21 protein-coding genes and 1 riboswitch are annotated in these 19838 nt (G+C 32.9%); of the genes, 10 read left to right on the top strand and 11 right to left on the bottom strand.

The features are described 5' to 3' along the window. Positions 1 to 103: 103 nt before the first annotated feature. From ACEW8E_RS06030 to ACEW8E_RS06020, 3 genes are all read right to left on the bottom strand, one after another. On the bottom strand, positions 104 to 838 hold the full coding sequence (locus ACEW8E_RS06030; protein WP_373479433.1) for a ComEC/Rec2 family competence protein: 735 nt from the start codon (positions 836 to 838) through the stop codon (positions 104 to 106). Positions 839 to 966: 128 nt separating this feature from the next. Beyond that, on the bottom strand, positions 967 to 4008 hold the full coding sequence (infB, locus tag ACEW8E_RS06025; RefSeq protein WP_373479432.1) for a translation initiation factor IF-2: 3042 nt from the start codon (positions 4006 to 4008) through the stop codon (positions 967 to 969). 253 nt (positions 4009 to 4261) lie between these two features. After that, positions 4262 to 4666, bottom strand: a complete 405-nt coding sequence (locus tag ACEW8E_RS06020) for a hypothetical protein (protein ID WP_373479431.1) — start codon at positions 4664 to 4666, stop codon at positions 4262 to 4264. A gap of 144 nt (positions 4667 to 4810) precedes the next feature. Here ACEW8E_RS06020 and folD point away from each other — a divergent pair, with 144 nt between their 5' ends. The 4 genes from folD (at position 4811) to ACEW8E_RS06000 (ending at position 9866) form a co-directional block, all read left to right on the top strand. Next, positions 4811 to 5671: a bifunctional methylenetetrahydrofolate dehydrogenase/methenyltetrahydrofolate cyclohydrolase FolD gene (gene folD / locus ACEW8E_RS06015; RefSeq protein ID WP_373479430.1), complete on the top strand. Its 861-nt coding sequence runs from the start codon at positions 4811 to 4813 to the stop codon at positions 5669 to 5671. Positions 5672 to 6433: 762 nt separating this feature from the next. Then, entirely contained in the window at positions 6434 to 7042 is a 609-nt protein-coding gene (rpsD, locus tag ACEW8E_RS06010; protein ID WP_373479429.1) for a 30S ribosomal protein S4, read from the top strand. A gap of 228 nt (positions 7043 to 7270) precedes the next feature. Further along, positions 7271 to 8515, top strand: a complete 1245-nt coding sequence (locus tag ACEW8E_RS06005) for an S-layer homology domain-containing protein (protein WP_373479428.1) — start codon at positions 7271 to 7273, stop codon at positions 8513 to 8515. A gap of 199 nt (positions 8516 to 8714) precedes the next feature. Further along, positions 8715 to 9866 (top strand): 5-(carboxyamino)imidazole ribonucleotide synthase, encoded by a 1152-nt coding sequence (locus ACEW8E_RS06000; RefSeq protein ID WP_373479427.1) that lies wholly within the window; start codon positions 8715 to 8717, stop codon positions 9864 to 9866. 138 nt (positions 9867 to 10004) lie between these two features. Here the strand turns inward: ACEW8E_RS06000 and cbiQ are convergent, their stop codons facing one another. The 4 genes from cbiQ to ACEW8E_RS05980 all read right to left on the bottom strand — a co-directional run bounded on the left by cbiQ (position 10005) and on the right by ACEW8E_RS05980 (position 12512). Next, entirely contained in the window at positions 10005 to 10796 is a 792-nt protein-coding gene (cbiQ, locus tag ACEW8E_RS05995; protein WP_373479426.1) for a cobalt ECF transporter T component CbiQ, read from the bottom strand. Positions 10797 to 10831: 35 nt separating this feature from the next. Further along, on the bottom strand, positions 10832 to 11134 hold the full coding sequence (locus tag ACEW8E_RS05990) for an energy-coupling factor ABC transporter substrate-binding protein (RefSeq protein ID WP_373479425.1): 303 nt from the start codon (positions 11132 to 11134) through the stop codon (positions 10832 to 10834). Between the two features lie 16 nt (positions 11135 to 11150). Beyond that, positions 11151 to 11909, bottom strand: coding sequence for an energy-coupling factor ABC transporter permease (locus ACEW8E_RS05985; protein ID WP_373479424.1), 759 nt, complete (start codon positions 11907 to 11909; stop codon positions 11151 to 11153). A 19-nt stretch (positions 11910 to 11928) separates the two neighbouring features. Beyond that, positions 11929 to 12075: riboswitch (cobalamin riboswitch) on the bottom strand. Between the two features lie 113 nt (positions 12076 to 12188). Then, a complete protein-coding gene (locus ACEW8E_RS05980) occupies positions 12189 to 12512 on the bottom strand; it encodes an antibiotic biosynthesis monooxygenase (RefSeq protein ID WP_373479423.1) in 324 nt (107 codons plus the stop codon). Positions 12513 to 12790: 278 nt separating this feature from the next. Here ACEW8E_RS05980 and ACEW8E_RS05975 point away from each other — a divergent pair, with 278 nt between their 5' ends. The 4 genes from ACEW8E_RS05975 to ACEW8E_RS05960 all read left to right on the top strand — a co-directional run bounded on the left by ACEW8E_RS05975 (position 12791) and on the right by ACEW8E_RS05960 (position 14505). Further along, positions 12791 to 13360 (top strand): hypothetical protein, encoded by a 570-nt coding sequence (locus ACEW8E_RS05975; RefSeq protein ID WP_373479422.1) that lies wholly within the window; start codon positions 12791 to 12793, stop codon positions 13358 to 13360. A gap of 140 nt (positions 13361 to 13500) precedes the next feature. Beyond that, on the top strand, positions 13501 to 13755 hold the full coding sequence (locus ACEW8E_RS05970) for a BolA family protein (protein ID WP_373479421.1): 255 nt from the start codon (positions 13501 to 13503) through the stop codon (positions 13753 to 13755). Positions 13756 to 13860: 105 nt separating this feature from the next. Next, complete coding sequence (gene grxD, locus ACEW8E_RS05965; RefSeq protein WP_373479434.1) at positions 13861 to 14184, top strand: Grx4 family monothiol glutaredoxin; 324 nt, start codon at positions 13861 to 13863, stop codon at positions 14182 to 14184. A gap of 66 nt (positions 14185 to 14250) precedes the next feature. After that, entirely contained in the window at positions 14251 to 14505 is a 255-nt protein-coding gene (locus tag ACEW8E_RS05960; protein ID WP_373479420.1) for a TIGR03643 family protein, read from the top strand. Positions 14506 to 14507: 2 nt separating this feature from the next. On the opposite strand, the gene ACEW8E_RS05955 is transcribed toward ACEW8E_RS05960, so the two are convergent. Next, positions 14508 to 15161: a DUF4335 domain-containing protein gene (locus ACEW8E_RS05955; protein WP_373479419.1), complete on the bottom strand. Its 654-nt coding sequence runs from the start codon at positions 15159 to 15161 to the stop codon at positions 14508 to 14510. Positions 15162 to 15223: 62 nt separating this feature from the next. Beyond that, positions 15224 to 15871 (bottom strand): DUF3038 domain-containing protein, encoded by a 648-nt coding sequence (locus ACEW8E_RS05950; protein WP_373479418.1) that lies wholly within the window; start codon positions 15869 to 15871, stop codon positions 15224 to 15226. 155 nt (positions 15872 to 16026) lie between these two features. Between ACEW8E_RS05950 and ACEW8E_RS05945 the strand changes: the two genes are divergently transcribed. Beyond that, entirely contained in the window at positions 16027 to 16548 is a 522-nt protein-coding gene (locus ACEW8E_RS05945; protein ID WP_373479417.1) for an adenine phosphoribosyltransferase, read from the top strand. A 270-nt stretch (positions 16549 to 16818) separates the two neighbouring features. Then, complete coding sequence (locus tag ACEW8E_RS05940) at positions 16819 to 17064, top strand: hypothetical protein (protein WP_373479416.1); 246 nt, start codon at positions 16819 to 16821, stop codon at positions 17062 to 17064. Between the two features lie 10 nt (positions 17065 to 17074). Here the strand turns inward: ACEW8E_RS05940 and ACEW8E_RS05935 are convergent, their stop codons facing one another. Both ACEW8E_RS05935 and ACEW8E_RS05930 read right to left on the bottom strand, forming a co-directional pair. Continuing rightward, on the bottom strand, positions 17075 to 18121 hold the full coding sequence (locus tag ACEW8E_RS05935) for an anthranilate phosphoribosyltransferase family protein (RefSeq protein ID WP_373479415.1): 1047 nt from the start codon (positions 18119 to 18121) through the stop codon (positions 17075 to 17077). Positions 18122 to 18225: 104 nt separating this feature from the next. Beyond that, positions 18226 to 19302 carry a RuBisCO accumulation factor 1 gene (locus ACEW8E_RS05930; RefSeq protein WP_373479414.1) on the bottom strand — a complete coding sequence of 359 codons (1077 nt, stop codon included), beginning with the start codon at positions 19300 to 19302 and terminating at the stop codon, positions 18226 to 18228. Positions 19303 to 19838 lie beyond the last annotated feature (536 nt).

Below are 19838 nucleotides of genomic sequence, written 5' to 3'. Positions count from 1 at the left end.
CTGGATCTATTTTTTGACACCAGCGATTAAAACATGGTGGCATTGATGAAGATGTTGTTTCTTTCATTTTGACCTAAAAACGTTATAATACAAAAATTATAACCTAATTTCTTTTATCGTTTTGTTTAAGTACCGCTAAATTCCCATAAGGTACTTTTAAAAAACGAACATGGGTTTGAATTATGCGTTGACGAAAATTAGCTAAATTCCTCCCCCACCAATTACCTTCTTTTGTTATTTCTACTGAATTAGCCGAGAATCCTGCAAAAATTCCTTCTCGTTTTAAATAACCACCGAAATCAAAACCTCCTGGATTTAAAGGAGGTAATGGTGCATATAATCTTCCTTGTATGGTTAATATTTGAGAAGGATATAAACCAGTAACTTGCAATAAAGGTGCGGTAACATAAACTTTTCCAGTTACTTTTTCAACCTGCCCGTTATTATCAATTTTTTGTGTTTGAAAGACAAATCTGGCGTTATTATTTTGATTTAATCGAGGAGTATTTAAAATTATTCCCGTGACGGTGATAGAAGAATTAAAATTTTGTGATGATGAATTTATTTGATGACTAATATCGAGATTATCAGGGATTGGAGTGCGCCAATGTAGATAATAAAATCCGCTAATAACCATTAAACCAGCGATAAAACAAGTAACAAGATTTAACTTTAACTTTCGCCATTTAGGGAGTAAAAAACTGCTAATAAGGGTAAGAATTAAAGCAGTAATAGTGAAAAAAAGTCCTTGAGATAAGGAGAAAAATCCTGTTAATAATAAACCAATAATATAAGCAATTATCCAGACATAAAAAGAATTATTGTTAATTCGTAACATTATCACATATTCAGTAATTACTTATGATAATCAATCATAAACCAAATATAAAAAATAAGCTGAAAATACATTCCAAATAAATTAGAAAGATTCACAGCTTATCTTATTTTAAAATCTAGTGACTAAAATTACTGAGAAAGAGTACGACGTTTGAATACCATTTCATAGGCTTCAATCATATCTCCTTCTCGCCAGTCAGTAAATTTATTAACACCGATACCACACTCAAAACCTGCAGCAACTTCTTTAACGTCATCTTTTACCCGACGTAAGGAATCTAAATTACCGCTATAAACTACTTGATTGTTGCGTAAAACTCGAATAAAGCGATTTCTGAGAACTTTTCCAGATTGAACATAACAACCTGCTACAGCCCCTTTACCTACGGAGAATACGAGCCTTACTTGAGCAGTCCCTAAACTTTCCTCGATTTCTTCAGGATCTAATAATCCTTCCATTGCTCCTTCAATTTCATCAAGCAATTTATAGATTACGTTATATTCCCGAATATCAACTCCTTCTTGTTCTGCTGCTTGTCTGGCATTGGGAGCTAAAGTTGTGTTAAAACCAAGTATAATTGCGCCACTAGCTGCGGCTAAATCAACATCAGTTTCTGTAATTTCTCCAGCATTAGAAAGCAAAACTCGAATTTGAACTTCTTTTTGAGGTAACTGTTTTAACGATCCTAAAATAGCCTCCACAGATCCTTGAACATCAGCTTTAATGATTAAATTAAGTTCTTTTAATTCTCCTTGTTGTGCTTGAGCAGACAAAGTACTTAAAGTAACTCGACGGGAAGACATAGCTTGTTGTAAACGGTCATCTCTTTGAGCAGAAGCACGACTTTCAGCGATCGCTTTAGCTTCTTTATCATTTTTGTAAACTTCAAACTCATCTCCGGCGGCTGGAACTTCATTTAAACCGAGAATTTCTACAGCAAAAGAAGGAGTCGCCGCTTCTACTTTATCACCACGATCATCAATCATCGCTCGGATTTTACCTGCCACAGAACCAGCCACGATAATATCCCCGACTCGTAAAGTTCCATTTTGTACTAATAAAGTAGCTACAGGTCCTTTAGCACGATCTAAGTGTGCTTCAATAACTGTACCTTTTGCCATACGATCAGGATTCGCAGAAAGTTCTTCCATTTCTGACACTAAGACAATCATTTCCAACAAAGTATCTAAGTTTTGACCATTTAAAGCGCTGACAGGTACCATAACAGTATCACCGCCCCAATCTTCAGGTACTAACTGTAAATCAACTAATTCTTGTTTAACACGATCTAGATTAGCGTCTGGTTTATCAATTTTGTTAATTGCCACAATAATAGGTACTTTAGCCGCTCTAGCATGGCTAATGGCTTCTTTGGTTTGTGGTCTTACACCATCATCTGCTGCTACAACTAAAATTGCTATATCTGTTACTTTTGCACCCCTTGCCCTCATTGCCGTAAAGGCTTCGTGACCCGGAGTATCAAGAAATACAACTTGCTGAGTTTTACCTTCATGCTCTACGTCCACATGATAAGCACCAATATGCTGAGTAATACCTCCTGCTTCTCCTTGTACAACTTTTGTACTTCTGATAGAATCTAATAAAGTTGTTTTACCATGATCCACATGACCCATAATGGTAACTACTGGAGGACGAGTTTGAAGGTTATCAAGATCTGTCTCCGTGAGCATTTCCGTTTTAGTAGCATTAGCTTTTTCTTCTTCAGTAATAACTTCAACTCCTAACTCTGCTGCAACCATTTGAGCTATTTCTAAATCCAGAGTTTCGGTAATATTAACTGCAATACCTTTAAAGAAAAGTTGTTTAATAATCTCTGTATCGGGAGTATTAAGTAATTCTGCTAATTCTCTTAAAGTCGGATTTTTCTTCAGTGTAATAAATTCAGGTAATTGTTGTTTATCAGATTTTAATTTTTTATCTACTTTAAGTTCAGTTCTATCTAATTTTGGTTTTTGTCTTCTTGGTGAGCGATTTTTTTCTGGTGGCTTAGGTTGTTGATCACTAACTTGTTTTTCTGGACGTGCTAAAGCTAAATTGAGCATTTCACCATCAAGATCATCCTCATCGAGATAATCTGTTAAATCATCGTCGTCATCATCAATTACTAAAGAACGGCGTTTTTTAACGGTTTTTTTACCTTCTTTAGAACTATCCTCATCATCTTCCCAAGTAGGCTCTTCTCCTTTACCTAAAGGTTTTTTCGGTTTTTGTTTCGCTCTTGTGGGTTTTTCGAGAAGGAGAGGTTCTCTTTCAAAATCATCATCAACCACATTGAGAGAGTTTTCATCTACATCTTCATCGAGATCTAAATCTGGTGAGGCAACGGCTACTGGTCGTTGAGGAGGTCGTTGTAGTTTTGGCTTAGGTGCATTCGGTTTATTTTGCTCTGTGTCGAAACTACCTTCTTCTTTAAGATTAGGAGATTTTTTAATGGGTTTAACTGCCGCATCTTTATCAGAAGGATCTATTTCTAAAACCTCTATAGATTCTCGACGACGCTGATTATTTTTAGAGCGACGTGGTGGTGTACCTGTTTTGATTTTATTAATCTTTGGCTTAGGTGTTGTATCTTGATCCCCTGATACTTCTGCTAATTCATTATCACTACTTTTGTTGGGTAACTCCGATTTATTAGATAAAGTAATGGGAATGATTGGTTTATTGACGGGTTTATTAGGACTAACTTGAGGACGTGGTGGTTGCGCTTTTAAACTCAAATCAGGGGTAACTACTGATTCTTTAGGTTTTGTCGTAATACTTTGATCCGTTTCCGAAGAAGACATTTGTGGGCGAGGGGGAGTTAAAAGCACAGGAGAGTCTTTTGAGTTATCGGTAACAGGAGATTCTTGATCGCTATTAGCGTATATGGCAAGGATTTCTTGCTTTTTATTTTTTGGTTTCAAGTCTGAAGTTGGGGTATTTTTTGATTCTTTATGGTGGTTAGTAGTGTTTTTTTTAACTTGGTTATTGGCAGATGTCATATGATAGGTTTTGGCTGCTTCTTTTATATTCTCGGCTTGAGATTCAGTAATAGTACTGCTATGATTTTTTACATCAATGGATAACTTAGAACATATTTCTAATACGTCTTTATTATCTAATACAAGCTCTTTTGATAAATCGTATATTCGTATTTTTCCGTTTTTCATCCACAAATTGCCCTAATTGTACTATATTATAACTGTTTTTGGTAAATGTTAATTAGATTTTAAATCTTAAATTTAATAGTTTACTATTTAATAGGAGTAGATTATTTTTATAATCCTATTAATCAATATCTACTATTATGATAATTTTTTGGCAAAAGTGATTAGAAATTACGAATCAGGTATAGGGTATTAAATATTCTACAGGGAATACTCATTAAAGTTCTTCCCTTTTTTCTAGGGATTTTCTTCTGTGTTATAACTTATTTTCTTCTTTCTCAGGAGTTGAATCGAGTATTTGTTCTTCTTCTAACTTAGAATCTTGATGAGAATTATTGTTTTGAGGGTTTTCTACCTGTTGAAGATAAAACTCCTTCAGATTTTCCCCATCAATGAGAATATCTTGATATTTCAAAATACCTTCTATAGAAACAACTTCACCAATAGCAGGAATTTTATGCTCAGTTATAACCCATACTGAACCCGTTTGATCACTTATTTCATAGGCTTTACGCCCTAGTAAGGGAATAATTTTTTTGATTGTTCCTTTTACTTTAATGGTTGTTTTTAAATCTGGATGATTTTTGATTTCTTCAATTTTAGTGGTGTCAGCGGAGGCTAAACCAAAATTAATTAAATTTGTACAACTAATGATTCCCAAAAAAAAAAAGATAGTGAAAGTAAACTGAGAGATTTAGCTGATAACTTCATAAAAATTAATTAAATAAACGATATTTTGCCACTACTTGCTTTTATAATCGTTTGAAGTATATGTTAAATTTGATTTTTAATAACTAATAATAACATGGTCGCTAAGATTTTAGACGGTAAAAATTTAGCAAAAAAAATTCAATCTCGTTTACAAATAGCTATTGAAGAAAAAATAGCAGAAAAAAAACGCCCTCCCGGATTAGCGGTGTTAATGGTAGGAGATAATCCTGCTAGTGCGGTTTATGTCAGAAATAAAGAAAAATCTTGTCAAAAAATTGGGATGAAATCCTTTGGCAAACATTTTCCTTCGGATATTACTCAAGAAGAATTAGAAGCAGTCATCGAGGAATTAAATAATGATACTTCTGTAGATGGAATTTTAGTACAATTACCTTTACCTGATCATTTCGATTCTGTGGCATTATTACATACCATCGCCCCTGAAAAAGATGTTGACGGACTTCACCCCATTAACTTAGGCAAATTAGTTAGAGGGGAAAAAGGCTTAAGAAGTTGTACTCCGGCTGGTGTTATGGAAATTTTGACAGAATATAACATTGATTTAGCGGGAAAAAAAGTTGTCGTTGTCGGTAGAAGTATTTTAGTAGGGAAACCTCTTGCCTTAATGTTACTCGAAAAAAATGCCACCGTGACTATTGCTCATTCTAAAACTCTTAATTTACCCGAAGTAACTAAAGAAGCAGATATTTTAATTGCTGCGGTGGGAAAACCTGAAATGATAACTGCTGACATGGTAAAACCTAATGCAGTAGTTATTGACGTAGGCATTAATCGCTTAGAAACTCCTGACGGAAAAGGAAGGTTAGTGGGAGATGTGGATTTTAATGAAGTTAAAGAAATCGCTAGTTATATTACTCCAGTACCGGGTGGAGTAGGTCCAATGACTATAGCTATCTTATTACAAAATACTTACGATAGTTATATTAAGGACTGATGTTACGCAAAAATAGAATTAATTGTTGGTTTTAGGTGTTAGGTGTTGGGGCGTGTTAGGTTAAAGAATTGACAAGAAACTTATATTTATTGATTTTCTTCTTTTTCTTCTTGTACAAGAGTCTATTGAGGGAAGGGGTGCATTGACTTGCCCCCTAGCATCCCTAGCGTAGTCTAAGGGTCGTATTCGAAATGTCGAAGTAAATCCTTTGACTGACGAATCAATGTTTGAGGGTTTTAAACCTGAAACTCAGATCTTGCACCTCGTTTAAAAATTAACTGGTGATGCTAGGGCAAAGTGCAAAGGGATTAAAATTGACTCAAACTATACTAAAATTGATTTTTTAACTTTTGTTTATTAAGTATTTTTGATCTGATGCAAGATCTCAGTGAAACCTGAAACCTGCTACCTGCTACCTGCTACCTGCTACCTGAAACCTCTCTTAACTTAACATTTGAATCAGTGCGTAACGTCAGTTAAGGATCAAAAATAAAGGTTTAACAGTAGTGGCTTTTCCAAATTTTATCAACCTCTCAAAAATTAACTTTAGTAAATAATCCTTGAAAATCAATTTAACTAATGTTTAAATCAATTATGAGTAAAATCTCCTATTTTCTTAATCCTATCTTCTTCCCTTAACGAAAATTTTATAGTTGAGTGAGGTAATTTTAGTTGTTAACCTATTTCCGATTTGCCATTTTTGATATATGATAGTATGTTTGGGTCTAAATATAAAAAATATCTAAGGAGAAATTAGTAAGTATGTCCCGATATACAGGACCTCGTTTGAGGGTAGTGCGTCGTTTGGGAGATTTACCCGGCTTAACTCGTAAAAATGCTCGTCGTCAATATCCACCCGGACAACACGGACAAAATCGCCGTAAACGCTCTGAATATGCCGTTCGTCTCGAAGAAAAACAAAAACTTCGTTACAACTATGGCTTGAGTGAAACTCAATTAATTCGTTATGTAAAAAAAGCTCGTCGAGTAGGTGGATCTACTGGTCAAGTATTATTACAATTATTAGAAATGCGTCTTGATAATACCGTTTTTCGTCTTGGCATGGCCCCTACTATTCCGGGTGCTCGTCAATTGGTGAATCATGGTCATATCATGGTTAATGATCAAGTAGTTGATATTGCTAGTTATCAGTGTCGCCCTGGTGATGTTGTCAGCGTTAGAAAAAGAGATCGTTCTGTTAATATTGTTAAAAATAATCTACTTAACCCCGGTTTGGCTAACCTTCCCAGTCATTTAGAATATGATAAAGATAACCTCGTAGGTAAAGTTAACGGTGTTATTGAAAGAGAATGGGTTGCTTTAAATATCAACGAATTACTTATTATTGAGTTCTACTCTCGCAAAGCATAATATATTATCTGTTCCAGATCATAATTTTACAGTGGGTCTGGAATAGAAAATATCCTCAAATCTAAAACATAACTCAAAAAATAATTTTTAATACTTTTAACTAAACAAAATTAAGTGAAAAATAGACAGACTAATTAAGATTATTAAGTAAACCTTTTGATTTTCTTCTAGGAACTTATTTGGTCTAAATATGGTCTTGAAAATAAATGTTTATGTTAAGGTATTACTATGAATAAAATAAATAAATCAAAAACCACGACTGCTTTACTTCTTACTTTTACCTTAGGAGTAAGTACAAGTCTTCCTTTCGCTACATCTTTATTCAATCCTGTTGCTGTAATGGCACAAAATTCCCAATTTCAGGATGTTTCTTCTAATTATTGGGCAGCACAATTTATTAATCCTTTAGTAAGAGAAGGGGTTATAGCTGGTTTCCCTGACGGAACATTCAAACCTGATGCACCCGTTACAAGAGCTCAGTTTGCGGCTATGCTACAACAAGCAATGAAAAAAAATCAGGTAAGATCTCCCCTTAAATTTTCTGATGTATCTAGCAATTATTGGGCTAATAATGCTATTAATAATGCTTACGCTATGGGTTTTCTTTCGGGTTATCCCGGACAAATTTTCCGCCCTGAACAAAATATTCCTAGAGAGCAAGTTCTGGTATCCTTAGCTAATGGGTTAAATTATCGCTCTAATCAGGATGTTAATAGTATTCTCAACTTCTATAACGATGCTAATAATATTTCTAATTTTGCTCGTTTACCCGTAGCTGCTGCCACAGAAAATAAACTGGTGGTTAATCACCCTACTTTACAACAATTAAATCCTGTTAATAATGCTACCCGTGCAGAAGTTGCCGCTTTTATTTATCAGGCTTTAGTTTCTCAAGGACAATTACAGGCTATTAATTCTAATTATATTGTCGGTTTAACTCCTACTGTTAATGAATCTCGTCTGGCTGATGGCACTAATATTCCTGTTAAATATGAAGAACAAAAGATTTTATTAACTAAAGATGAAACTGTACCTTTGACTTTAATAGTTGCTAGTGATGTCGCTAATAATGGTGTAGTGATAATTCCTCGTAATAGTAAAATTATAGGGGAATTGCGTCCCTCTGGTAAGGGTACAAGATTTTTTGCTCAAAAAGTCCAAGTAGCTAAGGGTAAAACCTATAATCTTAGTGCTTCTTCTCAAGTTATTACTAAAACTGAAACTATTTCTAAAGGTACTAATTTTAATAATCTTTTGAAAAATGCTGCTTTGGGTACTGCTGCTGCGGCTGCTATTTCTGCGGTGACAGGAGATAAGGCGATCGCCACGGAAGAGTTATTAATTGGTACTGGTGCGGGATTATTAGCCACTTTAATTCCTCAATTTTTAGGATTAAATAAAGTAGATTTATTAGTAGTCCAACCTAACTCTAATTTTAATGTAATTTTAGATAAAGACTTTGTGATTAATTAATGGTTAATGGGATTAAATAAAAAGATCATATTATCCGTTTAAATTAAGTTTACTCTAAGGTTAAAATTGTTTTTACTTTAGAGTAAAATTTTGTTTTTTAAAATATTTTACGGAAAATTAAATTAAATTAAATCTACAAAAAACTCCAGAATCTGCTAAGATAACCAGTGAAAATAGTCGCAGAAGATACAGTGAAAGAATGAGAAAAAAAATAGGAGTGATAGGCGGAGGGCAATTGGCTTGGATGATGGCACAAGTAGCACCCTCAGAAAATATTAATATTTTAGTACAAACTCCTAGCCCTTCTGATTCTGCCGTTAATTTAGCTACAAAAGTAATTTTTGCTCCTATCAATGATTTTATGGCTACCGCAAAATTAGCTAAACATTCTGATATTATTACCTTTGAAAATGAATTTGTTAATTTAGATGAGTTACAAAAATTAGCGGATGAAGGAGTTTGTTTTTATCCTCGTCTTTCTAGTTTATCGCCGTTATTGGATAAATATGAGCAAAGATGTTTTTTGAGAAATAATAATTTTCCTGTGCCTCATTTTCGGGAGTATGACTCCATTGCAGATTTTGATTTTTTTTCTTTTCCTTTGGTGTTAAAAGCTCGTCGTCATGGTTATGATGGACAAGGTACGATTATTCTTCATTCTCAAGGAGAATTAACCGAGATTTTGCCTAAATTTGAGGATATTCCCTTATTAATAGAAGAATTTATCCCTTTTGAACGAGAATTAGCTATTGTCGCCGCTCGTAGTGTTAAAGGTGAAATTAAAATTTATCCTGTGGTGGAAACTTATCAACATCATCAAGTTTGCCGTTGGGTAATCGCCCCAGCTTTGTTAAGTGCGGATAAAATTAGAGAAATTGAGTCTATGGCAGAAAAATTATTGATTGCCTTAGATTATGTGGGAGTGTTAGCCATTGAATTATTTTTAACGAAAAATGGGGAAATTCTAGTTAACGAAACTGCACCTCGCACCCATAATTCAGGACACTATACTATTGATGCTTGTAATACTTCTCAATTTGCTTTACAGTTACAGGCAATCACGGGAAAACCTTTGGGGAATATCGACTTAAAAACTTCTGGCGCCGTCATGATTAACTTACTAGGCTATGAATCGGCAAATTCTGATTATCTGGAGAAACGACAAAACATCGAAAAATTAGGTACATTTGTTCATTGGTATGGTAAATCTGAATCTCGTATAGGTAGAAAACTCGGTCATGTAACGGTATTATTAACGGAAAATAGTCCAGAAAAAACCTATCAAACAGGCAAATTAATCATCGAAAAAATAGAATCTATGTGGTATGGTGATAAACTCACAGTTATCTAATTAGGGGATTATAGGAGTAATGAGTAATGAGTAATTAATTCCTAATTTCTAATTTCTAATTTCTAATTTCTAATTTCTAATTTCTAATTCATAATTCCTAAAGGTTAGGAGTTAGGTTTCAGTAATAAATAATTTTGCTTACTTAGTTACTAATATTATCATCAATAAAAAGCTATAACCTGCTATGGCTTCGGTTAAATAACGCCAGTTTGTCTTATAGCGACGAGAGTGCCATGTTCGTAATTCACCGTTAAATCCTCTTGATGTTAACCCTAATGATATTTGTCGATAGTTTTCTAAAGATTTTGTTAATAATTGTGCGATCGCCAAACTTAAACTATACATTCCTCTACGCCAATTAATGTAACCAAAACGAGATTTTTGGGCGCTGATTAATTCAGATATGGTAGTAGTTAAAATAAAAATAAAGCGATACATTAATAATAATAAATCTGTTAATAAAGAAGGACATTTATATTTTTGTAAAATCCTGATAATTTCACTAAAAGGTATAGTTAAAAGAATAAAATACATACAAGAAGTTAAACACCATGAGCGAGAAAAGATCATTAAGCCTTGAATAATACCTTGGTGGCTAAAATAAAAGAAAAAATTACCTAATGGAAAACTAAAAATAACATCTTCTTGAAAATTATTAATATTTGAAGAAAAGCTGATACCAATAATTAAAGGAGGTAAACTCATCAACCAAAAACCGAAAGGAATTCCTAATAATTGACAATAAATAACAAAAGGAATTCCACTATAAATAACTATCCAGATTATTAACCAAACACTGATTAAAATTTGGATATAAAAAGTAGATAAATAACCTAAAATAAATAATGATAAAGCAAATATTAATTTATGTTCAGGAGGAAGCCATCGCAATTTATTACTATAGGCTAAAGAATCAATTTGATGGTGCATTTATAGGTAATGAGTAATGAGTAATGAGTAATTAATTATTTCTTCCTTCCTTTATAAAATCCGATAACGTAACCGATAAATCCTGCACCTAATGCTGCTTGAGAAGCAAATAAAAGACTTTCAATTTCATTACTAGCAGGTTCAAATAAAGGTTCAAACCAAGGTTTATAATTAGGTTGTATTTCTGTGATTAATTCTTCTGCTTTACCATCAGCACCTTGAAACTCACCTTTGACAAAAATTAAGGGTAAAACTGTTAATAAAATTACGGATAAGATTAACCACCAGTTACCTTGTTTCTTTTTAGGTTGAGATGTTATTACTTCTTTATTAGCCATAGTTTTAATTATGTTTTTATGGTTGATTATTTAATAGTTTTAAGGTTTGTAATTCGTTAATGGCGTAAGACTGTAGCCAATTCCACACCAACACCGTCAAAAAACCTTCACTGATGGCTAAAGGAATTTGAGTGATAGCAAAAATACTTGCAAATTTGATAAATGAAGCCATAACACCGCCTTCCACCGCAGGAAAAACTATGGCTAATTGCATGGAAGTAACCACATAAGTCGCTAAATTTCCTAAACTTGCACCGCAGAAAATAGCTAATTTTTCCTTACCGCTAAGGATTATAAGACGATAAACAACAAAAGCAACCCAAGGGCCGACAATAGCCATAGAGAAAGCATTTGCACCTAAAGTTGTTAAACCACCATGAGCTAATAATACTGATTGAAATAGTAATACTAAACTACCTAAAACTGCCATAACGGAAGGCCCGAATAAAATTGTCCCTAATCCCGTGCCGGTGGGATGAGAACAACTACCTGTCACTGAAGGGATTTTCAAGGCTGACAACACAAAGCCAAATGCCCCTGATAAAGCTAAAAGTAACTTTAATTCTGGGTTGTCTTTTGTAATACGAGAAAGAGATTTAAACCCCAAAACTAAAAAGGGTATCGTTACAACCCACCAAAAAACTGCCCATGTCACAGGTAAAAAACCCTCAGCGATGTGCATGGCATAGGCTGGAGTGGGAGAAAAAATGATCATAAAACAGCTCAAACCTGCTATTAAACCTAAGCAGATTCGATTCTTGAGACGTGTATTCATTCTGTACCTCGCAGATTAACACTTATTAATTCATCTCGGCAGGTGTTCTGACTTATAAGAATAACTTTCTTAATTACAGTTGCGGGACAGTGGTAGATTTTAACTACTCTTTCCCTCTTTCCTCTCACGACTATTTATCGCAAGAACCGATATTGAAGTTATGACTATAGCATATTCTGTTAGTTATCTATGCTTTTTTTTTGATAATTTGGGAGAATATCATTTTTTTCTTTTTTTCGATGATTTGGGCGAATACCATTCGCCCCTACGAATTCCTTATTAATTTTGAGGTTTAATTTCTGTGGATAATTCATAAAAATCAGTTTTTGGCGGTGAAGCAAATAAATGTTTCATCTCTCCCATAATTTTTTCATAGGTTTCGTTTTGGTTTTCTTCCATATCCTCTATTTTTTCCCAAATAATAAAGGCAATTCCCTCATCAGTATTCGGTTTCTGAAATAAATATGCACCCTTGAAACCTTTGTTATAAGTCGCTACCGCTTCTTCAAATAGTTTTTGTGCTTCAGGAAATTTACCCGGTTTAAAAGTGGCGATCGCCATATAAGCACATTTATGTCGTAAAAAGTCACTAAATTCTTGCATAATCAATGATCAAATAGATGTAATGCTAATTTTACCTCAGTTCGATGTCTTCAATAATAAAAGTCAGGAGAAAAAACATCCTTAGAATTGACCGATAATTTTTAAATTCTATGGTAAGATAAGGCTTATTATCATTAAAACCTCGTCTTTTGGGACAGCTTTATGATAAGATCTGCTATAAGTTTGGGACGAGGAAAGCCAAAACCAAAAAGAAAAAATGGTAGAGGCAAAAGTAGAAATCATATATAATAATCTATTTACTAAGTCATAATTTTTGTATGTTACCTTTGTTCTCAAAAAATAAGTTAAAGCACAGTATCAGTTTAGTTTTGTCTTTAGGAATTTTGTCTTTTACTTCTACTACTTTAGCTCAATCAAATACTAATCAAGAGCCTTTAGAAGAAAATACTGTAACTCCCGTTAATCAAACTGAAACCCTTTTAAGTCTTCAAGGGGGCGAGAAATTAATGAAAGAAGCAGAAGTTGCTATTAATGCAGGAAATTATGATTTAGCGGCTACTAAATTACAACAATCAAGACGAATTTTTAATCAACTTTCTAACTTTTATTTACAATTAGCAGAAAGTTTTTCAGGTATTGATAATCGTCTAGCAGAAGGGCAACGGGCTGGGGCTTTAAAAACGGCAGCTTTAAGAGATGAATCGACTTATCAACTGGCGTTAGTACATCGTGCCCAAAATAAACCAGAATTATCTGTACCTCTTTTAATTCAAATCATTCGCTCTCAAAATCCTACCAGTGAATTAGGTAGAAAATCTTATCAACAATTATACGAAATAGGCTTTGTAGAAACACCTTTTCAAACTTCTACTAACGAAAAAAAATAGTTTTTATTGTTAAACTTATTAAGTGAAAAATACTGCCAAAAATATAAAATTTATCAATAAATAATTGAGTTATTAAAAAATATTTAAACCGTGATCTACTATAATTTAAGTATAAAAATAATCTGTGAAATTAATTGATTATGGTAAGTTTAGAACAAGTTAAAAAAACTATTCAAGAAGAAATCTCCGAAGCTGAAGTTTTTGTGAAAGATTTAACAGGCGGAGGAGATCATCTTGAAGCGATTGTTATTTCTCCTGATTTTGAAGGCAAAACAAAAGTAAAGCAACATCAATTAGTTTATAGTGCATTACAAAATGAACTAAAATCTGAAGCTATCCACGCTTTAGCCTTGAAAACTTATACTCCTTCTTCATGGTTAAATGAACAAAATTAGATTTTTGTGGAAATAAGAGAATAGTTTATGTTCAAAAAAATTCTCTATCAAGGTTAAACTAGAAATTGATTGATGATTTTTCGTAATCTTAATTTATTGATTAATATGACACCAGAATTAAAACAACGTCTTGACGACATCGTAAATAACAGCCAAGTAGTGGTTTTCATGAAAGGCACAAAATTAATGCCTCAGTGTGGATTTTCTAACAATGTTGTCCAAATTTTAAATACTCTCGGAATACCTTTTGAAACTGTAGATGTGTTATCTGATTATGATATTCGTCAAGGTATCAAAGAATACTCTAATTGGCCTACAATTCCTCAAGTTTATGTCAATGGTGAATTTATTGGGGGTAGTGATATTCTCATTGAATTATATCAAACTGGCGAATTACAACAAATGATTGAAGTGGCTTTAGCCTCTTAATTATTGAAAATGATTAACAATTAACAATTTTTTTTGAGAAATTACTAATTTTCATTATACTACTTAATGAAACTCCTTGACTTAAAACCAGAAGATATTGACAGAATTATTGAGATGGCATGGGAAGATAGAACATCTTTTAATGCAATTAAAGCACAATTTGACCTAGATGAGAAACAAGTAATTACTTTAATGAGACGAACCATGAAAGAGTCTAGCTTTAAAATGTGGCGAAAACGTGTGTCTGGAAGAAAGACAAAACATTCTTCTCAAAGAGACTTTTTAGTGGGAAGATTTAAGTCTAGTAATCAAAAAAATTAGGATTATTTATCAGGAAGTGGAGGAGATGGCGGTATTGTTTGTGTATTATTAATATTCGGTTCAGGTTCTTGATTTGGATCTTTAATGGTGTTAGGATTAGGGAGAATAAATAAAGCAATGGCGGCTAAAGCTAAACTTGCAAAACCTAAAGTTATAGGTGTAGATTGTTCGATTATCGATATTTCCCCTTGACGATAACGACGAGATAAAGGTTGAGGATTATCTTCTAATTGAGGTAAAGTGTATTTATCTACATAAAGTTGGTCAATGGTTTCTAATAAATCAAAAAGTTGTACTGTAGTTAATTCTATTTGTAACTGATTTTCTGTTTGTGCTTTTTTTTCCTGCCAAGTTAAAAGATGACGATTTTTTTCTGGTATTTTCTGTAAAACAATATAATCTGTGTCGTCACTTGATTCCCAAGTATGATTTAAACCACTTAATAAAGTTTGACTATAAGCGCTAACGGCTTTGATTAAGTGTTGAATAAAAGTTAAACCACCGCTTAAAATGATGGGATTACCGATAATTTGACATTGTGCTTGACTTAAGATTGATAAAATAGGTACATCAGAAGAATTATTCTCATCACTAAAACCTTGTAAGGATAATATACAGTTAGGTGACAAATATTGACGCTCCATAGGATTACTCATGATACTTTTAAATTAAGAAAAAATAGTTTAATAAATAGAAATAAAAGTTATATTTCAAGAAGTTATTTGACTTCACCATCAAAAAGACTAATCCAAAATCTTTCTTTTCCTCTTGTGCCTGTACAAAATAATAACTCTTCTAATAGAGATAAAGCTAATAAATTTAATTCTTCTGGGGTGGATAAATAAAAAGATACTTTCGCGCGTAGGGGATTCATACGACGATGAAAATGAGCTTGAAATTGGGAAAAATATTCAGACAGACGAAAATTATTGGCTAAAGGCATTTCTTTATCTTTCATCTGTTGTACAGCTAGTAAAAGTTGACGAAGGGGAATATTACATTTTTTGGCACTTTCAGAAGCCAGACAAACTAAGGCTTTAGCTTGAAGTAAAGTTAAAGAATTTCTGGAATAACATTTACGCCAAGGATTGCTACAACGTAAACGCCATAGACTAAGACGATTTTTGATAATCTCATTTAATTCTAACTCTTTTGCCGTAGCTAACATATATTCTGAGCCACCTAATTGTAGTGCTTCTAAGGCTAATAATAATAAATCAAGATGTTGTTGCAGTTTCATCATACTGCTAGTAGAAGGTAAACTAATATCGGGAAGTTGGCGGATTATAAAAGGTTGTGATACATTTTCGGATATTACTTCAGAATTAGAATTAGAATCGGGCATTAAAGATAAAGATTGAGTCATCGTGGGAATAATTAATAATTGATAATGGACAATAAATAACTTTGGTTAGTTGTCTTTTGCCTTACTCAATAAAGTCATTATATTATACAATTCATTGTCAAAACAAAAAAATAGATTGTTTTATCGTCAAAATTTTCTTAAAAATATTAAACATTATGGATTTAAAAGCACTAATTCGTGATATTCCTGATTTTCCTCAACCGGGTATTATTTTTCGAGATATAACTACTTTACTTAAAAATGCTCAAGGTTTAAAGTATGTCATTGATAGTTTAGCTGTGGAAACTCAAAAGTTAGAAGTTTTACCAGACTATATTGTCGGTATTGAATCAAGGGGCTTTATTTTTGCTCCTGCTTTAGCCTATCATCTCGATGGAGGATTTGTACCTGTGCGTAAAAAAGGGAAATTACCAGCTCAAGTTTTTTCCATTGAGTATGATTTAGAATATGGCACAGATATTCTCGAAATTCATCAAGACGCTTTTACCGCAGGTGCAAAAGTGATGATTGTAGATGACGTAATCGCTACAGGAGGCACGGCTAAAGCCACAGCCGATTTACTAACTCAAATGGGTTGTGATATTGTTGCTTATGGTTTTATTGTGGAATTAGAAGGTTTACAAGGTAGAAATAAATTACCTGATGTGCCAATTATTAGCTTAGTTAAATATAGTTAGGAGATAAAAGGAAACGGGGAGTTAGGAGATAGGAAACGGGGAGATAGTAAGAAGAATTGATTTAAACTTATGAAAAACTCATTTTTTGCTATTATTTACCTTTATTTAATTATTTTCTCTACCTAAAATTTGAACACTTATTACTCCATCGCCTTTATTCTAAAAGGTTTTTAATCTCGAACTCAGGTATAATCTAGTTTATCAGAGTCTTTTTTTTTAGTATTTATGTACGCATTAAAAGGACTGCTCCTATCTCCTAACTCCTAAATTATGATCGATAATCAACAATTTTTAACCCCAGAAGAATCCCTCGAAGTCGAAAAAGCCTTACTAACATCTTCAGAAAAGTTTTTAACTCGTTTAACTATTTCATCTTTAAGGTTATTACAAGTTATCGCCCAAGATTTTAATATCCCCATCAATGACTTAACCAGTGAGCAAATTATCACATGGATGGAAATAGATAGTAAAAAGAAAATAGAAGAGGGAAAAGATCAAGGTGTGCTTAAATGGTAATGATGAATATTTAATGTTCAAAACAAGTTTTAATTTTCTCAAGGTGAGTTTGTAATTTACCCGTTATGATTAACTCTTGCGCCATTTTAAAACCATCTTCTAAAGAATGTATTGCACCACATCGCCAAAGATAAAAACCACCATTGAGAATACTACTAAGAGTTAAAGTTGATTTTTCTCCCCTAATAGTTTTTTCTAATTGTGCAAAATATTCTTCATAACTAGATAATAAAGGATCGTTACCTTTTAAATCATAATGAAGAGGGTTAACTTTTAAATATTGGAATCCTTCCTCACAATTATCTATTACAATTATATTAGTTTGATTTAATTTAAGATCTCCACTACCTTCTAAACCTTTAATTAAAGTAAATTTTTCTATTTGTCTTAATTTTAAAGCCTCTCTAATCATTTTTTCTGTGGGAGGATGCACATAACCTGCCATCAGATGACTTTTTCCTTGATAGGGTTGCCAAATTAACTCTAAAGTAGCAATAGGAGGACGTTTACCGATTTCTTCTCGATATTGTACAAAATTATGTGCTAGGGGAAAATGTTGAGGTAAATAAAGAAAACCAAAATTAGTTTCATTGAGAGATTTCTCTACTTGTGTTAAAGACAATTGAGTAACATCTATACCTAAACTTGCCCAAATTTCAGCTAAAGTTAAGCCGTATTTCGTGGGCATTTTTGCCCCTCCGTGCATTAATACGGGAATATTCATCGCCGTTAAAATTAAAGCCGTCACCGGAGATATAGGCGCACTTCTTGTTCTACCATCATAAGGAATACCTAAAATAGTCAGAGGATATTGAGAGTTATCAATAGTTGATAATTTCACCCCTAAGTTAGTATAACTATCTAGCATTCCAGCTAATTCTACTCCTGTAGGGCGTTTAATACGATGAGCAATCAAAAAACCACCAATTTGAGCAGGAGTGGCTATTCCAGTCAACATCATTTCTAACCCTAAAGCCGCTTCTTGTCGAGTTAAATCTTTATGGGTATGGGCACCACTACCAATTTTTTTCAATAATTCTCTAAATTCGTTACTCATCTCGTCAATATTAATTATTACCCTAGAAGAAACTCAAGCTATAACTTATAACGAATAGTTTATAGTGATTAATGTTCTAATGGCTACTAAAATTGAGAAAATTATTAATCATCCATTTGCCAAGGTTGAGTTAAATTATCTTCATCAAGGATTTTTTTCGGACGTAAAATTAATAATAATTGTCCTAGAATTTTACCATTAGGGTTAGATTGAAACCAATCAAATTTTAGTGTATTTTCGTCTTCGATTAACCAATAATTTTTTATATCCCATTCTTGAATATCTAAATCAACTACTACTAATAATTCCTCAGATTTAGTGCTAGGAAGTTTCGGTAAATCTTCAGTTTTACACATAATGACGGCTGGTTTTTTCGCCTTTAAAATTACTTGCCAACTGGGAATAGAAACTATAGGGATATTTTCCTTAATTTTTATCATGCCAAAAGGCTCGATTTCCTCAAAGATAGGAACTTTTTTAAAATCTAAAGACGTTAAAGGAAAAGTGCCAACTACGGGTAAAATACAGGGTAATTGCTCGTCATTTTCAATGCGATAAAGAGGCAATAAAGGGGCATTTTGTGTCGCTGTCGATGCGCTATTAGCGGCTTGTGTCAATAATTGCTCAATTTGTTGTCTAGCAGTAGAAGAATGAGCAAATTTTAACCCTTCTGCAATTAATCGAGCTTTATCTGCTAAAGTTTTTTTCTGACGGGCATTTTTCCAATGTTGATAAGCGATGGCATCCCCGGGGTGAAGAGTAAAACCCGTTGGCGGTTGAGAAAGATGAGAAAAATGTTTGATAGCTTTAGCTATTTCCTTCGCACCATCTACATCTAACTGTTTTTCCTTCGCTAAAATTGCTGCGGAGAGTCTTTCTTGGTGATTTAAAATCCTTAATTCATATAATACATCACTGCGAGGCCCTTGATAATAAGTTAATAAATCTTCTTGGGCTTCACCTTTAACTAAACTATCATAAACTTGTGCCCCAACGATAACTAAATTTTGTTGACTGGTTTGTAATCCCGTATTTTCAAAAATTTCTTGACTATTAACTCCCCCTAGTTGCAATATTTGACAGGCTTTTCCCCAATCTACCCAAGAGCCTTCTTTATGTAACAAAGATGTCATTATTTTTTCTTTTTCTTCTACACTGAGGGGATTATTATTTTCTGTCATAAAGTGATAATTATTGAGATGGACGTTAATAAATATAAGGCTATTATACTCTGTCTTGCTTCCTCAACAGAACTTTTACTTCTACCTCGAACTTTGAAGGAAAAAGAGAAAAAAATACCCATAAATATTAACCCATTTAGGGATTGTGAACTTTAAAATTAATGAAAATAACTCATAATTTGTCTTGCATGATTGCATTTTCGCTTTTCGTAAAGTAAATATACAATTAATTTCGCTTACTTATATCCCACATTCCGCACGTCATCATGTAGTTTGTAAAAAACAATACTTGAATTATATCTAACTTTTATTCAGATATAGAAAATCTTTGTCTTCTGACTAAAAATTATAATTGTTTGACTATCTTTTTTATTTTTTGACAGCACAAATAAAGGCTTTTTTGACCTTATTTTTTATTTTGCCTATTCTTTTTTCTTGTTTATTTCTTATCTGTCTAATAACTATAATATTTTTGACATTTTTTACTAAAATATCCTAATATTTTCCTTATTTCTTCTGTTAAATTACTGACCATT

It is taken from the genome of Geminocystis sp. (genome assembly GCF_041753295.1).
Classification (GTDB): domain Bacteria; phylum Cyanobacteriota; class Cyanobacteriia; order Cyanobacteriales; family Cyanobacteriaceae; genus Geminocystis.
This window is presented reverse-complemented; position numbering and strand designations above follow the sequence as displayed.

Coding starts and splice junctions, on each gene's coding strand:
- ACEW8E_RS06030 (WP_373479433.1), bottom strand. CDS start 838: ATGTTACGAATTAACAATAATTCTTTTTATGTCTGGATAATTGCTTAT.
- infB (WP_373479432.1), bottom strand. CDS start 4,008: ATGAAAAACGGAAAAATACGAATATACGATTTATCAAAAGAGCTTGTA.
- folD (WP_373479430.1), top strand. CDS start 4,811: ATGGTCGCTAAGATTTTAGACGGTAAAAATTTAGCAAAAAAAATTCAA.
- rpsD (WP_373479429.1), top strand. CDS start 6,434: ATGTCCCGATATACAGGACCTCGTTTGAGGGTAGTGCGTCGTTTGGGA.
- ACEW8E_RS06005 (WP_373479428.1), top strand. CDS start 7,271: ATGAATAAAATAAATAAATCAAAAACCACGACTGCTTTACTTCTTACT.
- ACEW8E_RS06000 (WP_373479427.1), top strand. CDS start 8,715: ATGAGAAAAAAAATAGGAGTGATAGGCGGAGGGCAATTGGCTTGGATG.
- cbiQ (WP_373479426.1), bottom strand. CDS start 10,796: ATGCACCATCAAATTGATTCTTTAGCCTATAGTAATAAATTGCGATGG.
- ACEW8E_RS05990 (WP_373479425.1), bottom strand. CDS start 11,134: ATGGCTAATAAAGAAGTAATAACATCTCAACCTAAAAAGAAACAAGGT.
- ACEW8E_RS05985 (WP_373479424.1), bottom strand. CDS start 11,909: ATGAATACACGTCTCAAGAATCGAATCTGCTTAGGTTTAATAGCAGGT.
- ACEW8E_RS05980 (WP_373479423.1), bottom strand. CDS start 12,512: ATGCAAGAATTTAGTGACTTTTTACGACATAAATGTGCTTATATGGCG.
- ACEW8E_RS05975 (WP_373479422.1), top strand. CDS start 12,791: ATGTTACCTTTGTTCTCAAAAAATAAGTTAAAGCACAGTATCAGTTTA.
- ACEW8E_RS05970 (WP_373479421.1), top strand. CDS start 13,501: ATGGTAAGTTTAGAACAAGTTAAAAAAACTATTCAAGAAGAAATCTCC.
- grxD (WP_373479434.1), top strand. CDS start 13,861: ATGACACCAGAATTAAAACAACGTCTTGACGACATCGTAAATAACAGC.
- ACEW8E_RS05960 (WP_373479420.1), top strand. CDS start 14,251: ATGAAACTCCTTGACTTAAAACCAGAAGATATTGACAGAATTATTGAG.
- ACEW8E_RS05955 (WP_373479419.1), bottom strand. CDS start 15,161: ATGAGTAATCCTATGGAGCGTCAATATTTGTCACCTAACTGTATATTA.
- ACEW8E_RS05950 (WP_373479418.1), bottom strand. CDS start 15,871: ATGACTCAATCTTTATCTTTAATGCCCGATTCTAATTCTAATTCTGAA.
- ACEW8E_RS05945 (WP_373479417.1), top strand. CDS start 16,027: ATGGATTTAAAAGCACTAATTCGTGATATTCCTGATTTTCCTCAACCG.
- ACEW8E_RS05940 (WP_373479416.1), top strand. CDS start 16,819: ATGATCGATAATCAACAATTTTTAACCCCAGAAGAATCCCTCGAAGTC.
- ACEW8E_RS05935 (WP_373479415.1), bottom strand. CDS start 18,121: ATGAGTAACGAATTTAGAGAATTATTGAAAAAAATTGGTAGTGGTGCC.
- ACEW8E_RS05930 (WP_373479414.1), bottom strand. CDS start 19,302: ATGACAGAAAATAATAATCCCCTCAGTGTAGAAGAAAAAGAAAAAATA.